General features: G+C 54.4%; 17 protein-coding genes. 9 read left to right on the top strand and 8 right to left on the bottom strand.

Going from position 1 to position 23,818, the window contains the following annotated elements; genetic code table 11:
• The first annotated feature begins 191 nt into the window (after window positions 1-191).
• The 3 genes from R3C20_21035 to R3C20_21025 are packed head-to-tail and all read left to right on the top strand — an operon-like array spanning window position 192 to window position 6,051.
• Window positions 192-3,209, top strand: coding sequence for a DUF1553 domain-containing protein (locus R3C20_21035; GenBank protein ID MEZ6042995.1), 3,018 nt, complete (start codon window positions 192-194; stop codon window positions 3,207-3,209).
• 7 nt (window positions 3,210-3,216) lie between these two features.
• Window positions 3,217-4,653: a DUF1501 domain-containing protein gene (locus tag R3C20_21030; protein ID MEZ6042994.1), complete on the top strand. Its 1,437-nt coding sequence runs from the start codon at window positions 3,217-3,219 to the stop codon at window positions 4,651-4,653.
• 21 nt (window positions 4,654-4,674) lie between these two features.
• Window positions 4,675-6,051: a DUF1593 domain-containing protein gene (locus R3C20_21025; GenBank protein MEZ6042993.1), complete on the top strand. Its 1,377-nt coding sequence runs from the start codon at window positions 4,675-4,677 to the stop codon at window positions 6,049-6,051.
• 230 nt (window positions 6,052-6,281) lie between these two features.
• On the opposite strand, the gene R3C20_21020 is transcribed toward R3C20_21025, so the two are convergent.
• The 3 genes from R3C20_21020 to R3C20_21010 form a co-directional block, all read right to left on the bottom strand.
• The gene (locus tag R3C20_21020) at window positions 6,282-7,796 is read right to left on the bottom strand and encodes a mercuric reductase (GenBank protein ID MEZ6042992.1); all 1,515 of its coding nucleotides are present in this window, start codon (window positions 7,794-7,796) and stop codon (window positions 6,282-6,284) included.
• A gap of 52 nt (window positions 7,797-7,848) precedes the next feature.
• Window positions 7,849-8,634 (bottom strand): TVP38/TMEM64 family protein, encoded by a 786-nt coding sequence (locus R3C20_21015; protein ID MEZ6042991.1) that lies wholly within the window; start codon window positions 8,632-8,634, stop codon window positions 7,849-7,851.
• Between the two features lie 171 nt (window positions 8,635-8,805).
• Entirely contained in the window at window positions 8,806-10,203 is a 1,398-nt protein-coding gene (locus tag R3C20_21010; GenBank protein ID MEZ6042990.1) for an SGNH/GDSL hydrolase family protein, read from the bottom strand.
• A gap of 269 nt (window positions 10,204-10,472) precedes the next feature.
• Between R3C20_21010 and R3C20_21005 the strand changes: the two genes are divergently transcribed.
• Window positions 10,473-10,736: a hypothetical protein gene (locus R3C20_21005; GenBank protein MEZ6042989.1), complete on the top strand. Its 264-nt coding sequence runs from the start codon at window positions 10,473-10,475 to the stop codon at window positions 10,734-10,736.
• Window positions 10,733-11,695: a 2-hydroxyacid dehydrogenase gene (locus tag R3C20_21000; protein ID MEZ6042988.1), complete on the top strand. Its 963-nt coding sequence runs from the start codon at window positions 10,733-10,735 to the stop codon at window positions 11,693-11,695. Before R3C20_21005 ends, R3C20_21000 begins: the two co-directional genes overlap by 4 nt.
• A gap of 187 nt (window positions 11,696-11,882) precedes the next feature.
• Here R3C20_21000 and hcp read toward each other — a convergent pair whose 3' ends face one another.
• Window positions 11,883-13,169: a hydroxylamine reductase gene (gene hcp, locus R3C20_20995; GenBank protein ID MEZ6042987.1), complete on the bottom strand. Its 1,287-nt coding sequence runs from the start codon at window positions 13,167-13,169 to the stop codon at window positions 11,883-11,885.
• Window positions 13,170-13,573: 404 nt separating this feature from the next.
• Entirely contained in the window at window positions 13,574-14,851 is a 1,278-nt protein-coding gene (locus R3C20_20990) for an amidohydrolase family protein (protein MEZ6042986.1), read from the bottom strand.
• An 83-nt stretch (window positions 14,852-14,934) separates the two neighbouring features.
• On the opposite strand from R3C20_20990, the gene R3C20_20985 reads away from it, so the two are divergent.
• On the top strand, window positions 14,935-17,319 hold the full coding sequence (locus R3C20_20985) for an MMPL family transporter (protein ID MEZ6042985.1): 2,385 nt from the start codon (window positions 14,935-14,937) through the stop codon (window positions 17,317-17,319).
• Here R3C20_20985 and R3C20_20980 read toward each other — a convergent pair.
• Window positions 17,300-17,542, bottom strand: a complete 243-nt coding sequence (locus tag R3C20_20980) for a hypothetical protein (GenBank protein ID MEZ6042984.1) — start codon at window positions 17,540-17,542, stop codon at window positions 17,300-17,302. The two genes, R3C20_20985 and R3C20_20980, sit on opposite strands and share 20 nt — an antisense overlap.
• A gap of 29 nt (window positions 17,543-17,571) precedes the next feature.
• Here R3C20_20980 and R3C20_20975 point away from each other — a divergent pair, with 29 nt between their 5' ends.
• Both R3C20_20975 and R3C20_20970 read left to right on the top strand, forming a co-directional pair.
• On the top strand, window positions 17,572-17,787 hold the full coding sequence (locus R3C20_20975; protein ID MEZ6042983.1) for a hypothetical protein: 216 nt from the start codon (window positions 17,572-17,574) through the stop codon (window positions 17,785-17,787).
• A 280-nt stretch (window positions 17,788-18,067) separates the two neighbouring features.
• On the top strand, window positions 18,068-19,207 hold the full coding sequence (locus tag R3C20_20970) for an ROK family transcriptional regulator (GenBank protein ID MEZ6042982.1): 1,140 nt from the start codon (window positions 18,068-18,070) through the stop codon (window positions 19,205-19,207).
• A gap of 36 nt (window positions 19,208-19,243) precedes the next feature.
• On the opposite strand, the gene R3C20_20965 is transcribed toward R3C20_20970, so the two are convergent.
• Both R3C20_20965 and R3C20_20960 read right to left on the bottom strand, forming a co-directional pair.
• The gene (locus tag R3C20_20965) at window positions 19,244-20,575 is read right to left on the bottom strand and encodes a Gfo/Idh/MocA family oxidoreductase (GenBank protein MEZ6042981.1); all 1,332 of its coding nucleotides are present in this window, start codon (window positions 20,573-20,575) and stop codon (window positions 19,244-19,246) included.
• 194 nt (window positions 20,576-20,769) lie between these two features.
• Window positions 20,770-21,474, bottom strand: a complete 705-nt coding sequence (locus tag R3C20_20960) for a response regulator (GenBank protein ID MEZ6042980.1) — start codon at window positions 21,472-21,474, stop codon at window positions 20,770-20,772.
• 634 nt (window positions 21,475-22,108) lie between these two features.
• Between R3C20_20960 and R3C20_20955 the strand changes: the two genes are divergently transcribed.
• Window positions 22,109-23,761, top strand: coding sequence for a hypothetical protein (locus R3C20_20955; GenBank protein MEZ6042979.1), 1,653 nt, complete (start codon window positions 22,109-22,111; stop codon window positions 23,759-23,761).
• The last annotated feature ends 57 nt before the right edge of the window (window positions 23,762-23,818 follow it).

Here is a 23,818-nt window from a genome sequence, read left to right as displayed (position 1 = left end):
CTTTACATAATCTTTCGTTGCACCGATCAGGGCATCACATGGTGACGACTACCATCACAACCGGAATTTGGAACGCCCCGAGAACAGGGAGTGAACGTTTACGGCATGCCATTCACGATGACCAACAGTCGGAACCTCACCTCGCATCATGTGTGGCGTTCATTTCGAGATTATTCTTTTGCATCGTTGTATTGCTGCTTCATACAGAAACCGCGATTGGCGGCGAGCCTGGGGGGCATTTTGACAATGAGGTTGCCCCACTGCTCGTTCGGCGATGCCTGAATTGTCACAATAGCTCAACGAACGAAGGTGGGCTGAATCTGTCGCGTTCTGCCGATGCGATGGCCGGTGGTGAAAGCGGAGCGGCAATTCTTCCGGGCAATCCGCAGGGCAGCCTGCTTTGGCAGCGGATTGATGCTGACGAGATGCCGCCAAAGGAACACTTGCCGAGCAGCGAAAAAGAGCTGTTGAGAAAATGGATCGCAGACGGGGCCAGGTGGGGATCTGATCCAATCGATCCGTTTCGTTTCTCGACCCAGGATCGTGGTGGCTATGACTGGTGGTCGCTGCAGCCAGTTACAAGTCCAGCCGTGCCAAACGTGAGCGATGCCAGCTGGCCCCGAAATGAGCTGGACCGATTCGTGCTTGCAAAACTGGAATCAAAACAGCTTGCCCCCTCGGAACAGGCTGACGGTCGAACATTGCTGCGGCGATTATATTTTGACCTGATTGGTTTGCCTCCGCTGCTGAAGGAGGAAAACGGCAAACTGAAGGAGGAGCTCTTCGATATTGAAATTGACCTGGCGACCTTTGGAGATCATCCCGAAGCATACACAGCAGTGGTGGATCGATTACTGCAGTCACCTCACTACGGTGAACGCTGGGCCAGGCACTGGCTAGACGTGATTCGCTTCGGTGAGAGTCAGGGCTTTGAACGGAATCGTATTCGCGAAAACGCATGGCGGTATCGCGACTGGGTCATCAATGCCTTGAATAACGATTTGCCATACGACGAGTTTGTGCGTCAACAAATTGCGGGCGATGTGCTGTATCCTGATGATCTTGACGCGCTGCTGGCGACGGGTTTTCTAGTCTGTGGCACCTGGGATCAGGTTGGGCACAACGAAGGTTCGCCCGAAATGCGAAAGGCCGTGCGACAGGATGACCTGGAAGATCTGGTTGCGGCGTTTGGACAGTCTTTCCTTGGCCTGACCACCAATTGCGCTCGCTGCCATGATCATAAGTTTGATCCCATTTCGCAGCGTGAATATTACCAACTGGCCGCGGCACTGGGCGGTGTTACACAACAGGAAAAAGAGCGACAGGGCATCACCGCGCGACCAGACAGTGAAGCCTATCGCCTATGGACAAACAGACGCGACACCCTCCGCCGTGAACTTACAATCCACGAAAAGCTCGTACGTGATAAGTACGGAGATTCCGGCGCAGGGAATCCGATCGAAGGGCTACAGATTCTGTACCTGCCGGACGAAACGATCGGACAGTCACTGCCCGATCAAAGCCGCGTGGATCCGCCGCTCAATCTTGTCAGTGGCGGCCAGCATGCGTTTGCCTCAACGGGACCAGCCACCCGATTAGTCACAGCGGCAAAGACAACAAACGAGTTTTCAATCGAAGTGTGGCTCACTCCGGCAAAGGACAAACAAAGCGGCCCGGCGAGAATCGTAACCCTGTCGAAAGATTCTGCCCGGCGAAACTTTACTTTTGGTCAGGATGGCAATCGTTTTGATCTGCGATTCCGCACCACAAAAACAGATCAGAACGGCCTGCCTTCGCTGACCACTCCCAACGGGACAGTGACGACACAGAAGACTCACGTTGTGTATACATTTGACTTGTCCGGAAATGTGAGTTGCTACGTCGATGGGAAACACGTTGCCGAACGACAGTTTGGTGGTGACCTTTCCAACTGGGACGATACTTTTCAACTGGCGCTCGGCGATGAGTTAACGGGCAATCGCCGTTGGGAAGGAAAACTGCATTTCATCGGGCTGTACAACAAAGCGTTGCCGGCAAACCAGGTCGCTCGCAACTTTGCATCAGGATCTCGTGACGTTCGTGCAGGCGAATCACTGGAAGAATTGTTCGTCCGCGCATCGGCCGGCGAGCGTTCACGGTTTCAACAACTGCGTCAGGAGCTTCAGCGTCTGGAAATGGCGGAGCCTGCTGTGCCGTTTGATGGCGTGGCCCATGTGATCATTCCGGTTCAGCCGCCCGTGTTTCATGTGCTGGCTCGAGGAGACTATCGGAATCCGGGCGATGTGGTTTCGCCCGCCGGTTTGGATTCGCTTTCACGTGCCGGCTTACCAGCAGAATTTGGCCTGAGCCCTGATGCACCGGAAGCCGATCGTCGGACGAAACTGGCCACGTGGGTCACCGACGCACGCAACCCACTGACTTCGCGCGTGCTGGTGAATCGGCTGTGGCATTATCATTTCGGTCAGGGCATCGTCGACACGCCCAGTGATTTCGGCTTTGCCGGCGGACGCCCCTCCCATCCGGAACTGCTTGACTGGCTGGCACAGAAGTTTGTTTCCGAAGGCTGGAAGATCAAACCTCTTCACCGTCTGATCGTTACATCGGCCACATGGCGACAGGCATCCAATGTGCGCAATCCGGCGGCTCAGGAAACAGACGCCGACAATCGGCTGTTGTGGCGAGCCAACGCACGGCGACTTGATGGGGAGTCGACGCGCGATGCCATGCTGGCGGTCAGCGGCGCGCTGAATCGCAAACAGGGCGGTCCAGGCTTTCGAGATGTGGCAGTAAAGCTTGGCAACAACCACGAATTCACCGATCCGACAGGTGAATTCAATGAGGAGGTCAATCGACGAACGATTTACCGACTCTGGGCGAGGAGCGGCAACAATCCCCTGCTGGAATCGCTCGACTGCCCCGATCCGTCCGTCATGCTTCCACGGCGACCGCAGACGATTACGCCGGTGCAGTCGCTGTCGCTGCTGAACAGCCGATTTGTGGAACAGTGTGCAGCGGAACTGGCAAAACAGACTCAGCGCGAAGCAGGCGGAAGGCTCGAACAACAGGTCGTTCGAATGTATCGAAGGACCTTCGGCAGAACACCTCAGCCTATGGAATTGGAACTGTCCGGGGATTTCGCCGAGAAACGCGGCCTGGACCAACTAGGTCTGGTGTTGCTGAATACCAATGAGTTTCTGTTTGTGGAGTGAACCCAATATGGCCTCGGCTGATTCAACGCGCAGAAACTTTCTGTCCCATGCTTCCCTCGGCGTCGCACGCATCGCGGCGGTCGATTTGTTCGTGCGAGACGGAACGGTACAGGGCGATTCGCCTGGCACGAAAGGGTTGCACCATCCGGCAAAGGCAAAACATGTCATTCATATCTTCCTGGGGGGCGGTTTGAGTCAGGTCGATTCGTTCGACTACAAGCCAAACCTCGAAAAGTATCATAACAAAGAGCTGCCCAGGGAATTCGGCACAGCAGACCCGTTCATGGGTAAAGCGGGCCGACTTCACAAGTCGCATTACCCCTTCAGGCAGCGGGGCGAAAGCGGCTTGTGGATGTCAGAACTGTTTCCGCAACTGAACGAGGTTGCCGATGAGCTGACTGTCATCAATTCCATGGTCGCGGAAACGGCGAACCATATTCCGGGTATCTTTCAGGCCAACACTGGCTTTCGACAAATGGGATTCCCGGCGATGGGCTCATGGCTATCCTATGGGCTGGGTAATCTGAGCGACAACCTGCCGAGTTTTGTCGTGTTGCCGGATGTCCGAGGCATTCCTAATGCGGCTGGCGGTTCATTCAACTGGAGCAGTGGCTTTCTGCCCGCCGAGCACCAGGGAGTTCCGTTCAATACCAGAGGTGGTCCCCCAATTCTCGATCTCCAGCCAGCCAGTGGACTGGACGCCGACGCACAGCGCGAGCGACTGGAGTTGCTGGCTCAGCTAAACACCCGGCACCTGGAACAGCACGTCCATCAGGATCTGCTGACCGCTCGTATTCGCAGCTACGAACTGGCAGCCAGAATGCAGGCAGAAATCCCCGAAGCCATGGACTTCAGTAGCGAACCGAAGCATATCCGAAAACTCTACGGACTTGACCGTAAAGAGTGCCGTGATACCGCCCGCAATTGCCTGGCAGCCAGACGCTTGATCGAACGTGGTGTACGAACCGTGCAGTTGTGGACCGGCGATGGCGTTTCGTGGGATGCTCACGGCGATATCACTGGAAACGGTTACAAGAGCCACACCGGAGAAGCCCTGCGGATTGATCGTCCCGTTGCCGGACTGATTCGAGATCTGCGTCAACGCAACCTGCTGGATTCCACGATCGTCATGATCACGACCGAGTTCGGTCGCACACCGTACGCTCAGGCGGCCAAAGGTACCCTTAGCAAAGGACGGGATCATCATCCCGAAGGATTCACAAACGTGCTTGCCGGTGGTGGACTGAAACCCGGATTCGCTTTCGGCGCGACGGATGAAATCGGCTACACGGCCATCGAAAACCCTGTCACGACTTACGACCTGCACGCCACTGTGCTGCATCTTCTTGGCATTGATCACGAGCGATTGACATTCTATCACAACGGAATTCAACGCCGCCTGACAAATGTGCACGGGCATGTCGTGAAAGAGATTCTTGTTTGAAGACAGTCAGGATGAAATCCCATGCGTTTTGATCGATTGCGTCTGCTGTTCATCTCTGTCTGCTTTCTTCTGATCCCGGTGGCCGCAACACAGTTGTCAGGCAGCGTAGCCGATGCCACCGAACCTCGGCTTCGACTGATCGTCGAAACAGATGCGGGAGGCGATCCGGATGACGAACAGTCACTTGTCCGACTGCTGCTCTACGCCAATCAATTCAACATCGAAGGCATCATTGCGAATCGTCCTAAGGCGAGAGAAGGTGAAAACAGGAATCCTGTACGTGATGGCCTCGGCATTGTCCGTGCCCACATCAATGCGTACGGAAAATGCTATCCAAACCTTTTGCGCCACGACGATGGATTCCCCGAACCGGATCTGCTGCTGAGTCGAACCGTTGCCGGGTATGACGACGTGGACCATGGCGTGCAGCTGATTATCCGGGCTGTCGATGCAGATGACCCGGAACCCGTCTGGTTTAGTAACTGGGGCACCGATAACGGAGCGGCGGAAAGTTGCCTGAAGCGGGCCCTGGATCGTGTGCTCCGTGAACGTGGCCGCGATGGCTATGAAAAATTCAAGAGCCGACTCAGACTTAGTTCTGCAGATAAGTTCGGTGAACATACGACGAATGTTGCACCGCCGTTTCCCTTCTGGCTCAACGCGTCTCACCCGCCCCGCGATGGCAAACGGTGGTACCATCGTTTTTCAGCTCTGACTGCCACAGCCGGTGGCTTCGATATCGAACGCGATGTGCGTCAGGACCATGGGCCACTGGGCCAACTCTATCCGGTTAATACCGGACTCAGGCAGAAGGAGGGAGACACCATGATGTTCCTGTATCTGCTGCCAACGGGAATGAATGATCCGCTGGAACCGACGTGGGGAAGCTGGGGCGGTCGCTACGGGCACAACGAAGGATTTCCGGGGAAAGACTATTACTGGGCCAACCAGACCGATAAATGGAATGGTACCACCAACCGAGACAACACCGTCCTGCGCTGGGCTGCCGCTTTGCAGAATGACTTTGCCGCTCGCATGGACTGGTGTGTCGCAGATTCATTCACAAAGGCAAACCATGCCCCGATGGCGACGCTCAATACCGATCAGTCGAAACGTATTCTTCAATTACACGCAAAGACTGGTGAAAGGGTTACGTTTTCTGCCGCCGGCTCAATTGACCCGGATGGAAATTCGATCTCTGTCCACTGGTATGTTTACCCGGAACCAGGCTCATTTCGCGGTCAGGTGATCCTGAGTTCAGACAATGGAACGCAAACCAGTTTCATGGCGCCGTCCGTGGACAGCATGCAAACCATCCACATCGTCATGGAAGTGATCGACAACGGGATTCCGGCTCTTTCCAGCTACCGTCGCGCGGTGGTAACAGTTGCTCCCTGACATTGAATCCCGTTCCACGACCTAACGTTTATTCAAACAATTACCACGACTCAAATAGAGTCAGCACGCTTCCCACTTGCAGGCACAATAACAGCCTGGCACAACAGCATCCGATCACAACAACCGCTGGTGACTGAAAGCGGCCGCGAAACGGACTATGGGAAGATTTGCAGAATCAGCCGTTCAATGATCCAAAGCGTGCAATGGTCTGTGATCCTTCGGACACTTGCTCAGCGCGTCCAGCTGAGCCATTTCCGAAAGAGCAATTTGACAAAGGGAGTCAGGCGAGTTCGGCTGTACTGGTCGCCAAGTTTGCGAATAGCATCGGCCTGCGTGGGGTAGGGGTGGATCGTGTTGCCGATTTTTGCCAGCCCAAGGCCGTGAGTCATTGCGAGCGTGATCTCGGAAATCATGTCGCCGGCGTGCGAAGCAACAATCGTAGCCCCAACGATCTGATCTGTTCCTTTTCTTGCAAGTACTTTCACAAAGCCCTCGTCTTCGCCGTCCAGAACAGCTCGATCGACATCGCTGAACTTCTGAATGTAGACATCGATTTCAACATTCTGTTCTTTAGCCTGAAGTTCAGATAATCCGACATGAGCAATTTCGGGGCTGGTGTAAGTGCACCATGGGATGACCAGCGATGACAATTTCTTCCGCCCCCTGAACAATGCGTTCTGAATAACAATCCGAGCCATAAAGTCGGCGGCATGGGTGAATTGATACGACGAACATACGTCGCCCGCCGCGTAAATCATCGGGTTCGTTGTCTGCATTCGGTCGTTAACGACCACTCCTTTCTGGTGATGCTCGACACCAACGGCATCCAGATTCAGGTTTTCGATATTCGGTATTCGTCCTGCAGAGATCAGCAATTCATCCACCGAATGTGCGTATCTTGTGTGAACCGAATCGACGCTCAGGACTGGTCCGTTTTCATTGCGGATTCGCAGATCCTTTCCGCAACCAGCCAGTCGGATTCCATCTCGTCCCATCGACGCCTGCAAAATGCGGGTCGCGTCACGATCTTCACGCGGCATAATCCCATGTTCCGCGTGCACAAGAATGACATCGGAACCAAGGCGGGCAAAGGCCTGAGCCATCTCGCAACCGATGGGCCCGGCACCAATGACTCCCAGACGGTGTGGCAGTTCCGTCAGTGAAAACAGGGTTTCGTTCGTCAGATACCGGGTGGTCTCCAGACCGGGAATGGGCGGTATCGCGGCCCGGCCACCGGTGGCAATCACGGCTCGCTTGTAATTCAGATGAGTACCGTCAACCTCAACCGTGTCTGAGCTGACGAATCGAGCGTCCCCGAAGAACACATCGACCCCCAGATCGCGAAAACGCTGAGCCGAATCATGGGGACTGATTCCGGCCCGCAACCGTCGCATTCGCTGCATGGTGGACACAAAATCGACAGGAACATCTTTCGGAACGTCAATTCCGAATTCACCGGCCCTGCGGACTGAGGCAGCAGCTCGCGCCGCACTCAGGATTGCTTTCGACGGCACACAGCCTGAATTCAGACAGTCACCACCCATCAGTCCGCGTTCGATCAACGCAACCCTGGCCCCCAACCCTGCCGCTCCGGCAGCCGTCACCAGTCCCGCCGTCCCTGCGCCGATAACCACAAGATGATAACGCCCCGAAGGTACTGGGTTCTTCCAGTCACGGGGACGCACATTCGCTTCCAGCTGCAGGTCAAATTCGTCGCGAGGCAACAAAGAGGCGGGCGATGTCACGACGGTGGCTTTCGAAGTTCTGAAACCATTACGGAAATACGAAACTTAGTTCTTACGGCCGAACGGCGGGCCGTGAAAATCTGCGGATCAGGAGTCGAACAAGAAGGGGAGATGTCCCCAGAAGGACCAATGCCATCAGGATTTGTGTCAACTGGCGGGGTGTGAAGATTGCTCTTAGACCCTGATCAGCCAGAGTTTGCAGCGCCGGAACGCTGGCTCCGGCATATACATAAACGGCCGTCCCCGGAAGCATCCCCAACTGACTGACCCACCAAAACGTGCGAGCTCGCAGCGATGTCAGCCCCATAACAGCATTGATTACGAAAAAGGGAACCGCCGGAATCAGTCGCAAAGTGAACAGATAAAACGGGCCCTCTTTTTTGAGCGATTCGTTGAAAGCTTTCAGCCGATCACCGAAACGCCGGGAAACAGCATCCCGAAGCAGGTAACGGCTGAGCAGAAAGGCAATCGTTGCACCGGCCGTGGATCCGAAACTGACAACCAGCATGCCGGGCCAAAACCCGAACAGCCACGCAAAAAACAATGTCATTGCCGACGTGACGGGCAGAGACAGCCCGGCCACTGTTGCGTAGACAGAAAATGCCGCCACAAAAACCAAAGCCGGATGATTGGCCTGAAACTGTCGAAACTCCGCTTCACGCGACGCCAGCTTCTTCAGGGTTAGTTCCTCTCCCAGAAACCAGATGCCACTGACGATAGCGGTAACGACAAAGATCAATAACGGAATCTTCAATCGCCCGGTGTTCGCGCGAATCTTCGCGGTAGCCTTCCCGTCGCTTTCAGACGGCAATGAATTCGACTCCGAAGAATTCAGCATGGAAGGTTCACCCAGTTCCTTAGTCCCCCGTGGAAAACACACTCCAACAAACAGCAAACGATAAGCCCCTCGCAGAGAATCATGCGAGGGGCCCGAAAAACGCTGTGCGTTTCGCGAGAGGCATGAGGCATCGTACTGACCTGAAAATGAATCTTCAGCACATGAAGACTGTCATTTTTTTGCAGGCGTGACGCGCGTGAGTTTGTAGTGCCGCGAGACAGGCTGATTCGCTTCGTAGATCTTCGCTTCGATTTCTGCGGACGCCGCTTCTGCTGCGACAATGGCCGCCTCCAGACCGTCCACTTTCTCCCTGCTGGCAGCGACCTGCTTCGCCATTTGTTCATTACCAGGCTGCTTAGACAGTTCTCGTGATTGTCGTGCCCACGTCTGGAAACTTCGCCAGGCATCCCGGAGTTCTCGAACGGGACCTTCGTTTCGGGTCTTGTTCAGCATCGCCACGTTCATCGCCTGCTGGTACTGGGGTGTCTTGCTGTTCCCCTGAAGTTCAATCCCACCGGCCAGCTGGGCCTGTGAGTACTGGCCAACGACTGTTCCGTCGATGCTGAGTTCGTAGTTTCCAGCTGGCAGCAGAGGAACGATGAGCGCTTCTCGACTCGCTCGATGTCCAAGTTTCGTAAGATCGGCCCCCAGCTGGGCTTCGGCGGGAACAACCCATGGAAGCCCGTCAGCCAGCCAGTCAAACTCCACACCGGCGTCCGTAGCGACCGCATTACTGGCTTTGCCGCCCGTTCCGGCCACTCGCAGTTTTCCATTCGGTAAGTTCATGACGCGAATGCTGCTCAATCCTTTACGAAGCCCCAGATCCTCGATCATTGCGTAGGCCATGACCAGTTGTCCGGGGGCATCCGGATGAATCGCATCCCTGATGAGTGTGAAGTTACCGTCGACTTTTCGTTGTTCCATGGTCAATTTGTTCAGCAGACCGAACATGTCAACGAAGGAAAAACCCTGCTCAATCGCCTGATGCTGCAACCACTTTCCATAGTAGGCAAGCACAGCGTTGTACTGGGACAGCATCGCTTCATCCCAGCGATTCTTCAGGCGTCCGGTTCGGGCATCGAACATTGTTGGTGACATCAGGACTGGAATCGCTCCGCCCTCACGAAGTTTTGAAATCAACTCCAGCATGTCGGACTGATAAGTGTTGAAGATGTCGGTATTGAACGGCTGGTAACTTCCATCGTTCATCCCAAGCAGAACGGTGACGTAACGCGGCTTGTAGTCAAGCACGTCGCGACTGACTCTCTGAAGAGCATCCCAGGCTCTGGCGCCTCCAATCCCGGCGTTGTGAAAACGAATCCGCCGATGAGGAAAGCGAGTGTAAAAGAAATCTTCAACGTACTGCGTGTAGAGCCTTTGATGCGTAATGCTGTCTCCAAGAAAGACAAGCGTATCACCATCCTGAAGATCAATTGCCGCAGGAATCGTCGGGACAGACGCAGATTCGCTGTTCTGGGCGTGGACCGCGGAAACAGGAATCAGAACAATGGCCAGACTGGCCGCAATCGTGATCAGAATTCTGGCAGGTCGCTTCGTTCGGCACATCATCGGCATTTTCCTTCTGGAAGTGGCAGGATCTGCGCAACTAAGTGTGCGACTTGAAGAGAACCAGCGGAGACGGGCCAGATCAGATCAAACACCAATTCGCGCAGAGGGATTGGAATGGGTAATGTTGGACGACCAACAAGACGGAATGGTGGCCGAATTGGCCCTGTTTTGCCAGTGATCGAATATCAGCGATGCAACTGGCGAAAGGGTCAGACTGGAGATACGTATCCATCAATCCTGACTTGCATCGTCCCAGAGAAAGCCAAACCATGAAGCGACACTCCATCCAGATCCTGAATCATTTCCTGATGATTCTTGCCCTCGGCAGTGCGGGATGCAGCTCTATCATGCACGAACTTAAGCCTCATCGATTGTGGAGGCTGAATTACCATGAGCCGATGGGACGCACGGACGGACAGTACTATTCAATCGACGACCCACTCCCAAATCACCAGAAGCCGTCCGAAGCCTGCGAGACTGGGCGGTGCGAGACTGGGCAGGGCGAAACCGATCAATGTGACCAGATCCAGTGAAGCGTCCCCTTGTTGTGATTCCCGGGGACGATCCACCACTCGTGGCGCGTTCTCCCTTCCTGAGCGAACTTCGTACATCCGCCGAAGTTCGATTGTTCACCGATCGCCCGGTTTCGGACGACGAAAAACTTGCGCGCCTTCAGGATGCTGAAATCCTCTTGAATTCACGGGGCGCGATCCATTTTTCAGGCGAAGTGATTCGCCAGTTGCCCCGGCTGAAAATGATTGCCGTCTGTGGCATCGGATACGATGCAATCGATCTGGGTGCCGCCTCGGAACAAGGAATTGTCGTTTGCAACATCCCGGGGCGAACTGCCGGCGTTGTTGCGGAACATGCTTTCGCATTGATGCTTTCCACAGCTCGAAAGCTTCCTCAAATGACGGCCGAACTGCAGCGCGGCCGATGGTCCGGAGATCTCGGCGTTTCTCTGCTCGATAAACAGATCGGTATCCTTGGCACCGGCAACATTGGGTGTCAGATGATTCGGTTTTGTCGGGCATTCGGGCTCAGTGTCAAAGCATGGACCTTCCACCCGGACGCTTCAAAAGCGGCAGCGCTGGGTTTTGAATATCTGCCGATTGAGAATGTCCTTGCGACGTCCGATGTCATCAGCGTGCATTGCCGATTGACCAACGAGTCTCGCCATCTGATGAATCGAAACCGCATTCGACACATGAAACCCGGCAGCATCCTGATCAACACAGCACGAGCTGGAATTGTTGAAACACGGGCTCTGGTCGACGCGCTTCAGTCCGGACATTTATTCGGAGCCGGGATTGATGTGTTTGACAATGAACCCATCGATCATACGCATCCATTGCTGACGTGCCCGAATGTCGTACTCACACCCCACAGCGCCGATCAGACGCAAGAGGGCATTGATCTTCTGACAAAGGGCTGCGTGGATAACATCCTCGCATTCATGGACGGCCACCCGACCAACGTTGTGAATCCGTGACGGCAGTCGACTCGGTTGGTGCTTTGTTCAGATAGATCCCATGCAGGAATCCGGAACAAGTACGCATCAATCAACAATCCGGCTCCCCGGGCCTGTGCGGGGCTTCGATTCGTTGACAATCGAAGCCTGTGCACAGACGAGTGATGCCCGGGAAACCAATCCCGAAGCCCGGTATCCACTTACGGACCTATGCCAGAGCGGCTTTCAGCTGAACAAGCGGATTTCCATCAATCAGCTTCAGATCGTACTTGTCTTTCAACAGCTGCATCACGTTGTCGGACAAAAAGGCTGGCTTGGCCGGGCCAATCCGGATCCCTTTGACATCCAGATAGAGCAGGGTGAGCAACACGGCAACCGCCTTCTGTTCGAACCAGCTGAGTACAATGCTCAGAGGCAGATCATTCACGCCGCAGTTGAAGGCCGATGCAAGAGCTGAAGCAACCTGAATGGCACCGTATGCGTCATTGCATTGCCCCATGTCCAGAAATCTCGGAAGCCCGGCCACGGTGCCATAGTCATGATTTCGAATGCGATACTTGCCACACCCCAACGTCAGGATGATGGAATCCTGCGGTGCGTTTTGTGCGAACTGTGAATACCAGTTACGCCCTGGTTCTGCTCCGTCGCATCCGCCAATCAGGAAGAAGTGTTTTATCTCACCGGACTTGACCGCTTCGACAATCCTGTCTGCCACTCCCAGGATCGCGCCATGGTGAAATCCAACGGTGGATTCACCTGTCTTCATCTCTCTGAGCGGTTCGCACTTCTTCGCACACTCAATGACCTCGCTGAAATCCCGTGTTGTGATACGTTTCCCACCGGGAACGGCGGTCGTTCGCGTCGTGTATAATCGATCTCGATAAGACTCCCAGGGAATCAGCACACAGTTGGTTGTGGCAACGACCGGGCCATTGAACTGACCAAATTCTACTTTTTGCTTTTGCCACGCTCCTCCAAAATGTCCGGCAAGGTTCGGGTAGGCTCTCAGCTTCGGATAGGCATGGGCTGGCAGCATTTCGCCATGGGTGTAGACGTTGATATTGGTACCGGCCGTTTGCCTGAGAATATCTTCAAGGTCCAGCAAATCGTGTCCCGTCACCAGTATGCCAGGCCCGGGTTTTGTCCCTTCGTAAACCGTTGTTGGTGATGGTTCCCCAAAAGATTCGCGGTGACCTTCGTCCAGCATCTGCATCGTACGCAGATTCATTCGGCCACATTCCAGCACCAGTTCCAGCAGACTCCCCATGTCGAAGTTCACATTCGTGACGGTCGCAAAAAGCGCCTCTTCAATAAACGCATTCACCTCCTCATCCGTCTTACCCAGTCGGCGAGCATGATGAGCATACGATGCCATCCCTTTCACACCGTAGAGCAATGTCTCCTGCAACGACTGCATATCCGGGTCTTTTCCGCAGACACCGGTGTCGCAGCAAGCAATTCCGTGAGCCGTTTGTTCGCACTGATTACAAAACATTTGAGAAGACCTTTCCGCTTTCACCCAAAACTGGACACATGACTCCCGTTTTATCTGAAAGCAACTGCGGTGCCAATGAGTACAGGTCCGGGCCTTTGCGGCAACTTGCCTGTCAGGTTACTCATGAGGGCAACCGACGCAGAGCAGCCAGATGGCTCCCGTTTGCAAAGCAGGCTGGCCGGATGCAGCCGTAATATAAGGCGTCGGCACTGTCCCGCGCGGCAACTTTTCCTGTCCTGAGAATTGCCGGGGACCCGAATTCAAAAGGCTGCGGCACCCAGCGCATGCGCGCGGATGACTACACTTGTGCCGTTTCAGCGCGCGCCATCTGAGAAAGGATTCACGGAGCTGCACCTGTGGGCAGTCAAGGACACCGGCGGTGTGGCCGCAACACCGCCGCCGGATCAATTGTCGGAGCGAACTTCTATTCGTTCACCACAGTGAAACACAGCAGCAGGCATGTCGGCGATCGCCCCGGTTTCAGGAACCATCGGAACGGCGACCGCGTGGAAGGGTTGACCGCATTGCAATGCAAAATGTTGTGAGTTCAGGCCCAGCGCATCGGCGGAATCCGTTGTGATCATAGGCAGGTGCCGAGCGATCCCATCCAGGCTCACCTGACGGGCACCTTCATGCTGTCGAACAATGGACAGCAGTTCTCTCCAGATACTCAGGTCCGGGTTTGAAGCACGACTGTCCGTTCCCAGAACAACTCTTGCACCGGCATCCCTCAGCCGCCGCCAGGGATGTGATCCATGCTGAAAGAATTGATGTGTCCGCGGACAGAAGACAACTGCAACATTCGGATTCTCCGCAAGAAACTCCATTTCCGGCTCTGACAAATAGTTGCAATGGATGGCAAGAGCACGACGCAGCGTTGCCATGGGCTTCAGATAATTCAGCAGAGTTCGACTGGCTGGAAATGCTGACGCATTCCACAACTGCCTTTCTGAAAGGAAACTCCGAAATGCCCCCGTCGCATCCAGCAGCAACTGACGTTCCGCGATTGTCTCTCCCAAATGCATGGCCACCGGCACGCAATGACGAGAGGCCATCCGGATCAATTCGTCGAACAACTCAGGATGCACCGTGTAGGGCGCGTGGGGACTCAACCCCGTGATTCCTTCGACACCATTCTTCAGGTGAAGTTGCGCGTTCTCAATTTGCCTCTGAATGGATTCCGGCTGCAAACCGATGCATTCACGAAAGCTGATCGTCGATGTTTGCTGAAACCGACTCCAGAGATCCACGGACAGATCCTGTGTGGTAATTTCTCCTGTTGCCAGCGTACCGAATTTCCGGCTTTCGCTGAGCCCGGCCATGATCGACGCATCGGCCAGTCCCTGCAGTGGGGTCGAAACCGCTGACCGATTCCGACGATTCTGAATGACGGATGTAATCCAGTCCTGAAATGGAAGGGCGGGAGAGACCGGTGTGTCCAGGTCAGAGAATTCCAGGTGCGTGTGGGCATTCACAAGAGCAGGCATGAGCACGACGGGATCTGCCCGATGACTCACAGATTCGGGCATATGCCGAACCTCAGTCAGGAAGCCGGATTCTACAACCACCTCCACATTTCGTAATGGCGCATCGTCAGGCCGCAGTAACCATCGAACATGTAATCGCCGTGCACCAGCCAGTTCATTCCATGGATTGGCGAAACACGTATCAAAACTGGTCATAGCAGACTCGTCGAACGCCAGTTGGAGGTTCTGGATTCCTGTGGATTGCAATTGGAGGTGTGGTTTACCAAATTCCCTGTCGTATGAAACAGCAGTACATTCAGATCCTGATCAACTTCCCCCGCACCGCACTCACTGGCTGGTTGATACTGTCAGCCGTCCTGACGACAGGATGCTTGTGGCTGAAGTTCGATTTTTCCCCGGAATCTGTCTATTCCGGACAGGATGAAATCGTCGCATTCTGCAACAGACATAAACAGCTGTTCCGTTTTGAAGACAGCGTCTGCCTGGTGGTTCTTGAATCAACAGACGGACGTTCCCTCCTTCGAGGTGACTGTTTTCGATGGCTGGATGAATTCTGCGCTTCGGTGAGTCACGTCGACAATGTTGAGCATGTCTCGTCACTGGCGACGCTGCAGCGTCCACGGATCGATCTGAATGCAGCGTTGCGGGACACTCCTGTCAATGACCCGATCCGATGGGGGCCCCTGCTGACTGCGTCCGACCTTTCGACGGACGAGAGAATCAGCGAACGTCTCGATCGCCTTCCATTGCTGAACGATTTGCTAATCAGCGATGACCGAACACTCCTGCTGACAGTCGTCACACTGGATTCCAGTCTCCGCGGTATAGGGATGATTACGCCGCCGGTCGAAGCAATCGAACAGATCATTCACCAAAGCCAACTCCCCTCCGCAACGCGCGTGCGACTGAGTGGAGTGCCACCGATACGCATTGACATTATTCGCAGCCTCGAGCGCGATCAAACAATGATGGTGCCCATCTGTGCGTTCATGTTCGTCGTCGTCTCAGCCATTATGTTTCGAAGCCTGATAATGACTTCACTATCGCTTCTGGCCGTAATGCTGGCCGTTGGCAATACAGTCGGTTTGATGGGCTGGACGGGCCAGCCTTTCAATCTGCTGAGCAACGTCGTTCCCCCATTGGCTTTGATTATCGCTGCCGCCAATGCCGTGCACATCGTCAATCGCTTCCAAAAACTAATCGGTGCTGGAAATCGCCCTGTCAGGGAGGTCACGCTGGAAGTCATGAATGAAATGTCGGTGACCTGTTTCCTGACGCTGGCCACCACCGCCATCGGGTTTGGGAGTCTGCTTCTGGCTCGATCAGAGTTGCTCAGGACGCTGGCCATTCAGGCATCTGTTTCAATGCTTTTCAGCTACTGTAGTCTCATCATCGTACTCACGTCCGGCCTGACAATTGCCGGTGACCATCTGCGTTTGCAGGCACATAGAGCCGCAGCCCGGGCAAGTCAACGATATACCCAACTCAGGAAAGTCACTGGCCGAGTTGCCCCTGTCTTCGATGCTGGCTGGGCATGGATCATCCGGAACGCTGTCGTAGTCGTTGTTCTGCATGTGATTCTTGCCGGCGCGACTTTGTGGTGGGTGCGCGATATGCAGGTCAATTCTTTCATCTTCGAAACCTATGAAGCTGACAACCCTGCCATGGAAACAGTGCATCTGCTGGATGAAAAGCTCTCTGGAATCATCTCTCTGGAAGTACAGATTCAGGCAGAGGACCCGGATGAATTCTTTTCTCCCGAGGTTGCGTCCGGCCTGCAACAATTCCGAAAGCAGATGTCAGAAGATCGTCGAGTCACATTTTATCGGGATTACCTTCAGGTACTCGCAGCAATTGACGCGAGATCAATGTCCGATGATCCCGGAATCGCCGCCGCCGCACTCAGAAGAATCCGCAGAGTTACGAACCGCTATGATCTCACTCCAATCACAAGGGACTTCCTTTCAGAACCAGAGAAATCAGCACGCATAATGATGCGGGTACATGATGTTGGCAGCGCTGGACTCAAGGAGCTGATTGCCGATGTAGAGCTGCGGCTGCGCCGGAATATGCCAGCCACGCTGGGGTGCCATGTCACTGGTGACGCGGCTTTACACGCCGTCTGTATGGATGAATTTGTGCGGGACCTGTTCGTGTCACTGATTGCTGCGTCCGGCGTTATTTTCGCATTGATTGCGGTGTTGTTTCGCTCCATCCGAACTGGACTTGTGGCTTCTGTACCCAACCTTTTTCCACTGGTCATGACAGTTGGATGGATGCAACTACGCGGATTTGAGCTGACCGCTGGTAACGTGATTGTCTTCGCCATCAGCCTTGGGATCGCGGTCGACGATACGATCCATTTCCTGGCACGATTCCGGCAGGAATCCGAGCTTACGGGAAACCGTCAGAAAGCAGTCTGGCAAACCATACTCACCAGCCGAAAAGCGATAGTCCTGACGAGCATCCTGATTGTGTGTGGCCTGAGCGTGTTATTCTGTTCCGACTTCGTTCCCACTCGACGTTTTGCCGAATTGACCGCCATCACGATGCTGGCTGCATTGCCCGGTGACCTGGTTCTGCTGCCCGCCTTACTTGCCCTGTTTGGCAGATGCCGCGGTCCGGCAGATTCGCCACCCGAACTCACTCTGGCCGGACGCTGACGAGGTTCGCAATTCGAAGTTCAGGCACAAATGATCGGGCAGATTCCTGAACAAGCTGCTTCTCGTACCATGAACGAACCTGCCCCGTCAACCTGACCTCCTGCTCATCAAATGATGCAGTCACATCCGTGAGCTGAATGCGACGGATCGATGCGACAAACTGGTGCTGGAGGTCGTGTTTGTTATCGAAGCGATAAGAAGCATTACGAGAAGCAGAGGTCATCGGGACACCGTTGGGGAATGGTGGACGTCGTGCACATACAAATTCGACAGCCCTTAGCTGCGTTGGATGGTTCAAGTATCAGCCACGAAAACGATCCCGGCGACAATGCCTTTCTTTTTCGACCATGGACAACGATTCGCGAAGATTACGAATCGTGTTGTCACAATTACGATGATTTTCAGACGGTCAATGCAGATCAGGAGTTACCCTACGCTCCGTTGACATCCAGAAGGAAGCCGGCCTGATGAACCGTCTCCTGCCCCGAAATACACTCTGAGCTGGACAGCCCTCAGCGTCATTTTCATTTGCCCTCGAAATCGAGAACCGCCCTCCGATTCGTTGGCAAAGTTAAGTATCACGTGGCCTTTTGTCGCCTCAGCTGACCTCCCACGGAGCCACAAACTACTTCGGGACTAATATTTAATCTGAACTTCGTTTTTCTGCGACACCTGATGGAACCATTGGTGTTGATGGGGTCGCGAAGCCGGGAATTCCTCGGTGAACCTCTTTCGATCTGACTGCAAAATGGCTTCGGATATTCAGCCCGGTCTCCTTCGGAAAATGACGGTTCGATCCGTCTTCGAGAAGCTTCAACAAAACGGGCCGTTTTCGCGCGCTGACCTCACGCGTGAAACCGGCATCAGCGCACCCACAGTTTCGAAGGTGGTTGCTGAACTGATTGAACAAGGTTTGGTTGAAGAGACTGACGTCTCCGAGAACCTGTTGGGGCGTCCTGGTAAACGCCTGCGAATTGCCAAGCAGGGCTCCCGAGTTGTAGGTGTGACCATAGGTCAATTTTTTAGCGGCGTTACCACGGCAGCCATTGATGGTGAAGTGGATGTCCACCGAGCATTTAGTTTCCCGACCCCATCGAATTACCAAACGTTTGTGGAATTACTGGCTGACTGCGTCAAGAAAATCCAGGAAACGGAGGGGTTTCGCCTGCTGGGTGTCGGAGTCTGTGTTCCGGGTCTCATCAGTCGACAAAGCCAGATCGTTGTCCACTCAGAACTGGCACCCTTCCTTGTGGGCCGGTCGCTCAGCGCGGACCTTAGTAATTTGGCGGGCATTCAGGTTGCAACCCGCCCTCAGGGACAGTCGCTGGCGATGGCTGAACGACTCTTCGGACATGCTCGCTGGCTGAGGGACTTTGTCATGGTAGACATGGCAGATGGCCCCACGCTTGGAATCTACAGTGATGGAGACCTCATCGCCGGACGGAACGGTCTCGCAGGCCAGATTTCGCCGCCAGCAATGTTGAACAGTGACGACAGTGGTAAGCGGCAGGTCACGACGGATTCAGATTTCCTCGCAGCCGTTTGCGAACGCATCGGCCGCCATATGTCGCTTGACCAGCTCTGGCAGGAGTGCCAGTCCGGCGCGATTCGACTTGAGGATGAACTTGAACTCGCCTGCCACTCCATGGCTAAAGTCGTCGCCTCAGCAATCAACTTACTAAATCCGGCCACTCTTTTTGTTCACAGTCGAATACTGGCATTCGAACCCTCTCTTCTCTCACGAATTGCGGATTTGGCCAGGAGCCAGGCACTGGATGCAAGCTTTGGTTCGTGTCAGCTGTTAGCTGCCTCCGTCTCCGTCCAAACCGCGGCGATGGCCGCGATCACAGACTCACTCACCCAAAGCCTTGGACCTCGGCTTAGCTGAATCCGCCGATACACTGACTGCACATACGCAATCTGCTTACGCCAGCCTCCACGGTTCTCGATAGTCCGTTGCCTTCAACAGTTCCGTCGCTTCCGCATCATCCGGGCAGACTTCTGCAACCGGATCCCAGGCCAGCTTTCGCTTCAGATGATTCGAGACATAGGCCAGGTGCCCCGGCGTAATGGAACGATGCCCAGCATCAGCGGGAGCAATGCATTCACTTCGGGTTCGGATGCAGTCCAGGAAGTTGCCCACATGATCGTCTGAGACGGTCACTTTAACAGCCCCCGGTGAAAACCCAGGTTCCAGCCAGGTGGCGTCCGATGCCTCAATTCTGCCTCGGTTGACCCAGACCCAGCCTTTGGTGCCGATAATTTTCAGCCCCTGCCTGTTGTGGGTTGAAATTGTCGAATGCACCCCGTTGGCGTAGGCACATCGAATCGTGTACTCATGCGGAGTGTTGTAGACATCGGTCTCCGGAAAAGTCCACCCGGTGGCTTCGACGGTAACCGGGCCCGCACGATCGACACCCATTGCCCAGTGCGCGATATCATTGTGATGCCCAATCCAATCCATGAGCACACCTCCGCCATAAGCACGATGCCCACGCCACCAGCGATGATGCCGCGCCTGCATCAGTGGAAGGACGGGCGAAGGTCCACACCACATTTCATAGTCCAGATCCGCTCTGGGACGTTGCACCGTCGTATCCCCCTGAGGCTTGTCGTACCCCGGTGGTAACCCCACCTCGATCGTCTGCACATCACCAGGAATTCCATTGCGTGTCAATTCGACCACGCGTCGGAACAAAGGATCGGAGCGTTGTTGTGAACCCGTCTGAAAGACACATTTGTTCCTTGCGACGGCCTGAACCACAGCCTGTCCCTCAGCAAACAGGTGCGTCACTGGTTTTTCGCAGTAGACATCCTTGCCTGCATTCAGCGCATCGAGAGTACACAAGGCATGCCAGTGATCCGGCGTGGCAATTACCACAGCATCCACGTCTTTGCGATCGATCAGCTCCCGGTAATCATTGCACTGAAAAAGCGCAGACATGGGGCTCCCCTGCTTCACGTACGCTTTCTGTACATAGTCCGCGGCCGCTTTTCGGCCAAAGGCGCGGCCTTTCCCCCAGGCGTTGTCGCGGTAATGCAAATGATCAACATCGCACAATGCGACAATTCGCGCAGAACGGTGTTTCAGAAAATCATCCAGTAAATTGAATCCGCGTGATCCAAGACCAATGACACCAATCTGTATGCGATCGTTTGCAGCCGCGAAGGCCGATGCTGCAGAGGGGGCCATCAGGGCCGCTGTAGCACTGGCGAGGAATGCGCGACGGGTGGAATGGAAGCAGTAATTTTTCATCCGGAGCCCCTTTGGCAGGCGCCATTTGAGTGTGTGGCGGACAGACTTGCTCCAGTATCGTGCCTGCAACAGAAGCCGCAGGCAAGCCACAGGAGTCTGAATCTCGTTGCAGCAGGGGGATCAAACGAAAACACCGTGCGGCAAAACTGCGGCACGGTGTTTTCATCCGGCTGGAATTTTGAACAAAGCGTGGCTTACTCGCTGTGTTCCTCGTTATACGCAAAGCACATCCGAATCAGATGTGAGACGTTATCAGCCCGCATCTTATCGTTGATTCGTGCTCGATGGGCCTCAACTGTCTTGGTACTTACACCAAGCTCTTCGGCAATCTCACGGCTGGAGAGTCCTTCAACCACGTGGTCGAGAACTTCACGTTCGCGAGATGTCAACCGATTGATGCTCTCTTCGGTTTCTTCAAGTTCTTCTGCGAGCACTTCTGTGTCGACTTCGTAGTAGTAGCTGTAAGCGCGCGCCACAGCAGAAATCATCTCTTCGACTTTGATCGGCTTGCAAAGGAAGTCAAAGGCACCGTTCTTCATTGCGCGAACGGCCATCGGAACATCGGCATGACCAGAAATCATGACGATTGGCAAAGTGAAACCGTCTTCAATCAGCTTCTCCTGAAGTTCCATCCCGCTCATACCTGGCAGGCGAATATCAAGAATCAGAACGCCCGGAACCGGCTCGCGATAGTCTCGGTAAAACTCCATGGCTGTCATGTAGTCGCGAACTGTGATCTTCTGCTCACCAAGAGCCTCAACGAGAGACGCTCGAACCGACTGATCGTCTTCAACCAGGAAGACCGTAAATGGCCTTCTTTTCTTGGGCTGCTGGAACTCCGTCGGTGGCGGAGCCTTCTTTTCCAAACGCTTGATCACTTTTCGTTTTCTTTGAATCATTCGATGACCCTCCCAGTAATAAGGCTTCCCTACCTGAAATCAGGTTACGAGCCCGACTTTCCAATTTCCGGGCTACTTTAACAAAGAAAGTTGGAGCTTCAACGCACTGAAGCCGCATTAGAACCCTAAAAACACGGCATTCTTCCGTACTTCGGAACGATCTGCCACGAACCGGAAATCAGCTCCAAAAGCCACCCGAAATGGTTGCCCCTGCGAGACAATACGGTCTGGCCAGATCACTCAGTCTGCAATATCTAAGGCACCGTCAAAGTCGGCCCTTCTCGCCATCTATCCGTGGAGGATCCATCAACCTGAACCGTGTAAGGGGATCGTAGTTGCCATACCACTACTGACAATGCCAATGTCACAAAATTCGAGCGAGGTGCGGGGAACACCCAGTAATTTTCCATGGAGGCAAATCTTTGTTCTCCAGCATCGAGAATTCATGCAGCAACGCATCACCGGCTCAGGTAAGGGATCAACATCTGACCTCCGGAGATTCTGCAGCGGTCTTCGTCGGCCGGGTACGTTCTGATATCCTCACGGATCGAAAGGCAAAATTGGGACTTCGCAAATAATAGTCAGGATCTCAGACATGCCCCCCAGAAAGAGCGACCGCCGTCGCAGACGAACGATGTCAAGAACCCCCATGCGATTTACAGTGCTGACGGTGTTGCTTGCCTGCGCACTCAGCCAGACTGTGCTTGGCGACGATGCGACGAGAGAACGACGGCATCGGTTGTTTCAGGAAAAGCGCCAGCAGATTCTTCACCTGATGAACACCGATTTGCAGAAGGTCCATGCCTGGTGTACCGAACGCAACCTGGCCGACGGGGCGACTTCTGTGATTGAACTGGCAAGGCAACTTGCGAACCGACAGCAATCCGAAACCCTGAATCGATTTGCACAGCCAGCCGTCCTCTCGTCACTTTCCCAGGATGAGCAGGCATGGCGTCTTCAGTTGAATCACCATCGAACCGAACGCGCTGCCGAAATGTATACACTCGCAAGGTCCGCACTGCGTTCGGGATTTCCATCACTCGCTTTCTCCATGATTCTGGATGTGGTACGCCTCGACCCGGACCACGAATTTGCGAGGTCTATTCTTGGGCAACAACTCTATCATGATCCGGCTCGCTCAGAGGATCCCGCGTACAACGGCGAATGGGTTTCTCCTTTTGAACAGGAAATGCGACGTGAAGGGCGCATTTACGACAGCCGTTTCGGCTGGATTCCATCCTCTACGCTGGCTCGATACGAACAGGGATTTCGCCCCTGGAAATCTGACTGGATCAGCAGGGAGAAGGAAGCTGAAATCCGTCGGGAATTCAGGAATGCCTGGGAGGTGCGGAGCGAGCATTTCCGAGTGAAGACCAATGTCAGCCTCGAAGCAGGTGTAGAGCTCTCCGAGAAACTGGAAGTCTTTTACGACTGGCTTCAGAGAAACATGGCTGTTTTCTTTGACACTCCGCAGGCTTTGGAGAAACGCTTCGAAGCCGTTAGCCGCAGCAGCCGAAAGTCGCAGTTATCCCGTCCGATGGAGGTCGAGTACTTCGCAACTCCCGAGGAGTACAACAAACGCATTGCCCACCTGATTCCCAGGGGAATTGAAACGACGGGATTCTATTCGCAGCCCGATCGAACCAGCTTCTTCTACCAGAAGGAAGATACCAGCGATTTTTCAACGGTGTACCACGAAGCAACGCACCAGATTCTGGATCTGCATACATCGAATGAACGACTCGCGGCCGCTCGAATACGAGCAGCAAAGATGCGAATTCGAAGGCCAACCGAATGGGTTCTCTGTGAGAACTCAAACTTCTGGATGATCGAAGGACTTGCCTGTTATTTTGAATCCCTGGAAATCAACCAGGGCTCCTTGTCGGTCGGCAATCCGGAATTTGTGCGCTTTGACACGGCAAGGCAGCGAGCCCTCGGCGCCGATCCGCTGATTAGCTTTTACATGCCAATGAAGCAGTTTTGCTCGCTTGGCAAGTCCGATTTTCAGAACAGTCCGCATGTAGCGCAGCTATACACTCAGGCGTCCGGCCTGACCCATTTCATGATGCACTTCGATGATGGGGTCTACAAAGATGCCTTTGTGCAGTTGCTGTCTGCAGCCTATCGCCCAACCCGAGAAACCCTGAACGTGGAACCATCATTCGAGGCTATCAGCGGGGTCACATTTGACGTACTTGATCAACAATACCGTCAGCACATGCAAAATCTGGACGATCAACTACGAATGCAGTCGAACACAGCATCCGGAGCTGAACTGACCGAATGATCTGAGCAAAGTCGTATTCCACTGCAAAGTATCGGAACCGGCACCGCAAAGTAACGT

This window comes from Planctomycetaceae bacterium (assembly GCA_041398825.1).
Classification (GTDB): domain Bacteria; phylum Planctomycetota; class Planctomycetia; order Planctomycetales; family Planctomycetaceae; genus F1-80-MAGs062.
The sequence above is the reverse complement of the archived record's forward strand: the minus strand, read 5'-3'. Positions and strand labels throughout refer to the sequence as shown.

Bases quoted from the DNA above. Each gene is read 5' to 3' on its own strand.
- R3C20_21030 (MEZ6042994.1), top strand. From the start codon at position 3,217: ATGGCCTCGGCTGATTCAACGCGCAGAAACTTTCTGTCCCATGCTTCC.
- R3C20_21025 (MEZ6042993.1), top strand. From the start codon at position 4,675: ATGCGTTTTGATCGATTGCGTCTGCTGTTCATCTCTGTCTGCTTTCTT.
- R3C20_21015 (MEZ6042991.1), bottom strand. From the start codon at position 8,634: ATGCTGAATTCTTCGGAGTCGAATTCATTGCCGTCTGAAAGCGACGGG.
- R3C20_21010 (MEZ6042990.1), bottom strand. From the start codon at position 10,203: ATGATGTGCCGAACGAAGCGACCTGCCAGAATTCTGATCACGATTGCG.
- R3C20_21005 (MEZ6042989.1), top strand. From the start codon at position 10,473: ATGAAGCGACACTCCATCCAGATCCTGAATCATTTCCTGATGATTCTT.
- hcp (MEZ6042987.1), bottom strand. From the start codon at position 13,169: ATGTTTTGTAATCAGTGCGAACAAACGGCTCACGGAATTGCTTGCTGC.
- R3C20_20990 (MEZ6042986.1), bottom strand. From the start codon at position 14,851: ATGACCAGTTTTGATACGTGTTTCGCCAATCCATGGAATGAACTGGCT.
- R3C20_20985 (MEZ6042985.1), top strand. From the start codon at position 14,935: ATGAAACAGCAGTACATTCAGATCCTGATCAACTTCCCCCGCACCGCA.
- R3C20_20980 (MEZ6042984.1), bottom strand. From the start codon at position 17,542: ATGACCTCTGCTTCTCGTAATGCTTCTTATCGCTTCGATAACAAACAC.
- R3C20_20970 (MEZ6042982.1), top strand. From the start codon at position 18,068: ATGGCTTCGGATATTCAGCCCGGTCTCCTTCGGAAAATGACGGTTCGA.
- R3C20_20965 (MEZ6042981.1), bottom strand. From the start codon at position 20,575: ATGAAAAATTACTGCTTCCATTCCACCCGTCGCGCATTCCTCGCCAGT.
- R3C20_20960 (MEZ6042980.1), bottom strand. From the start codon at position 21,474: ATGATTCAAAGAAAACGAAAAGTGATCAAGCGTTTGGAAAAGAAGGCT.
- R3C20_20955 (MEZ6042979.1), top strand. From the start codon at position 22,109: ATGTCAAGAACCCCCATGCGATTTACAGTGCTGACGGTGTTGCTTGCC.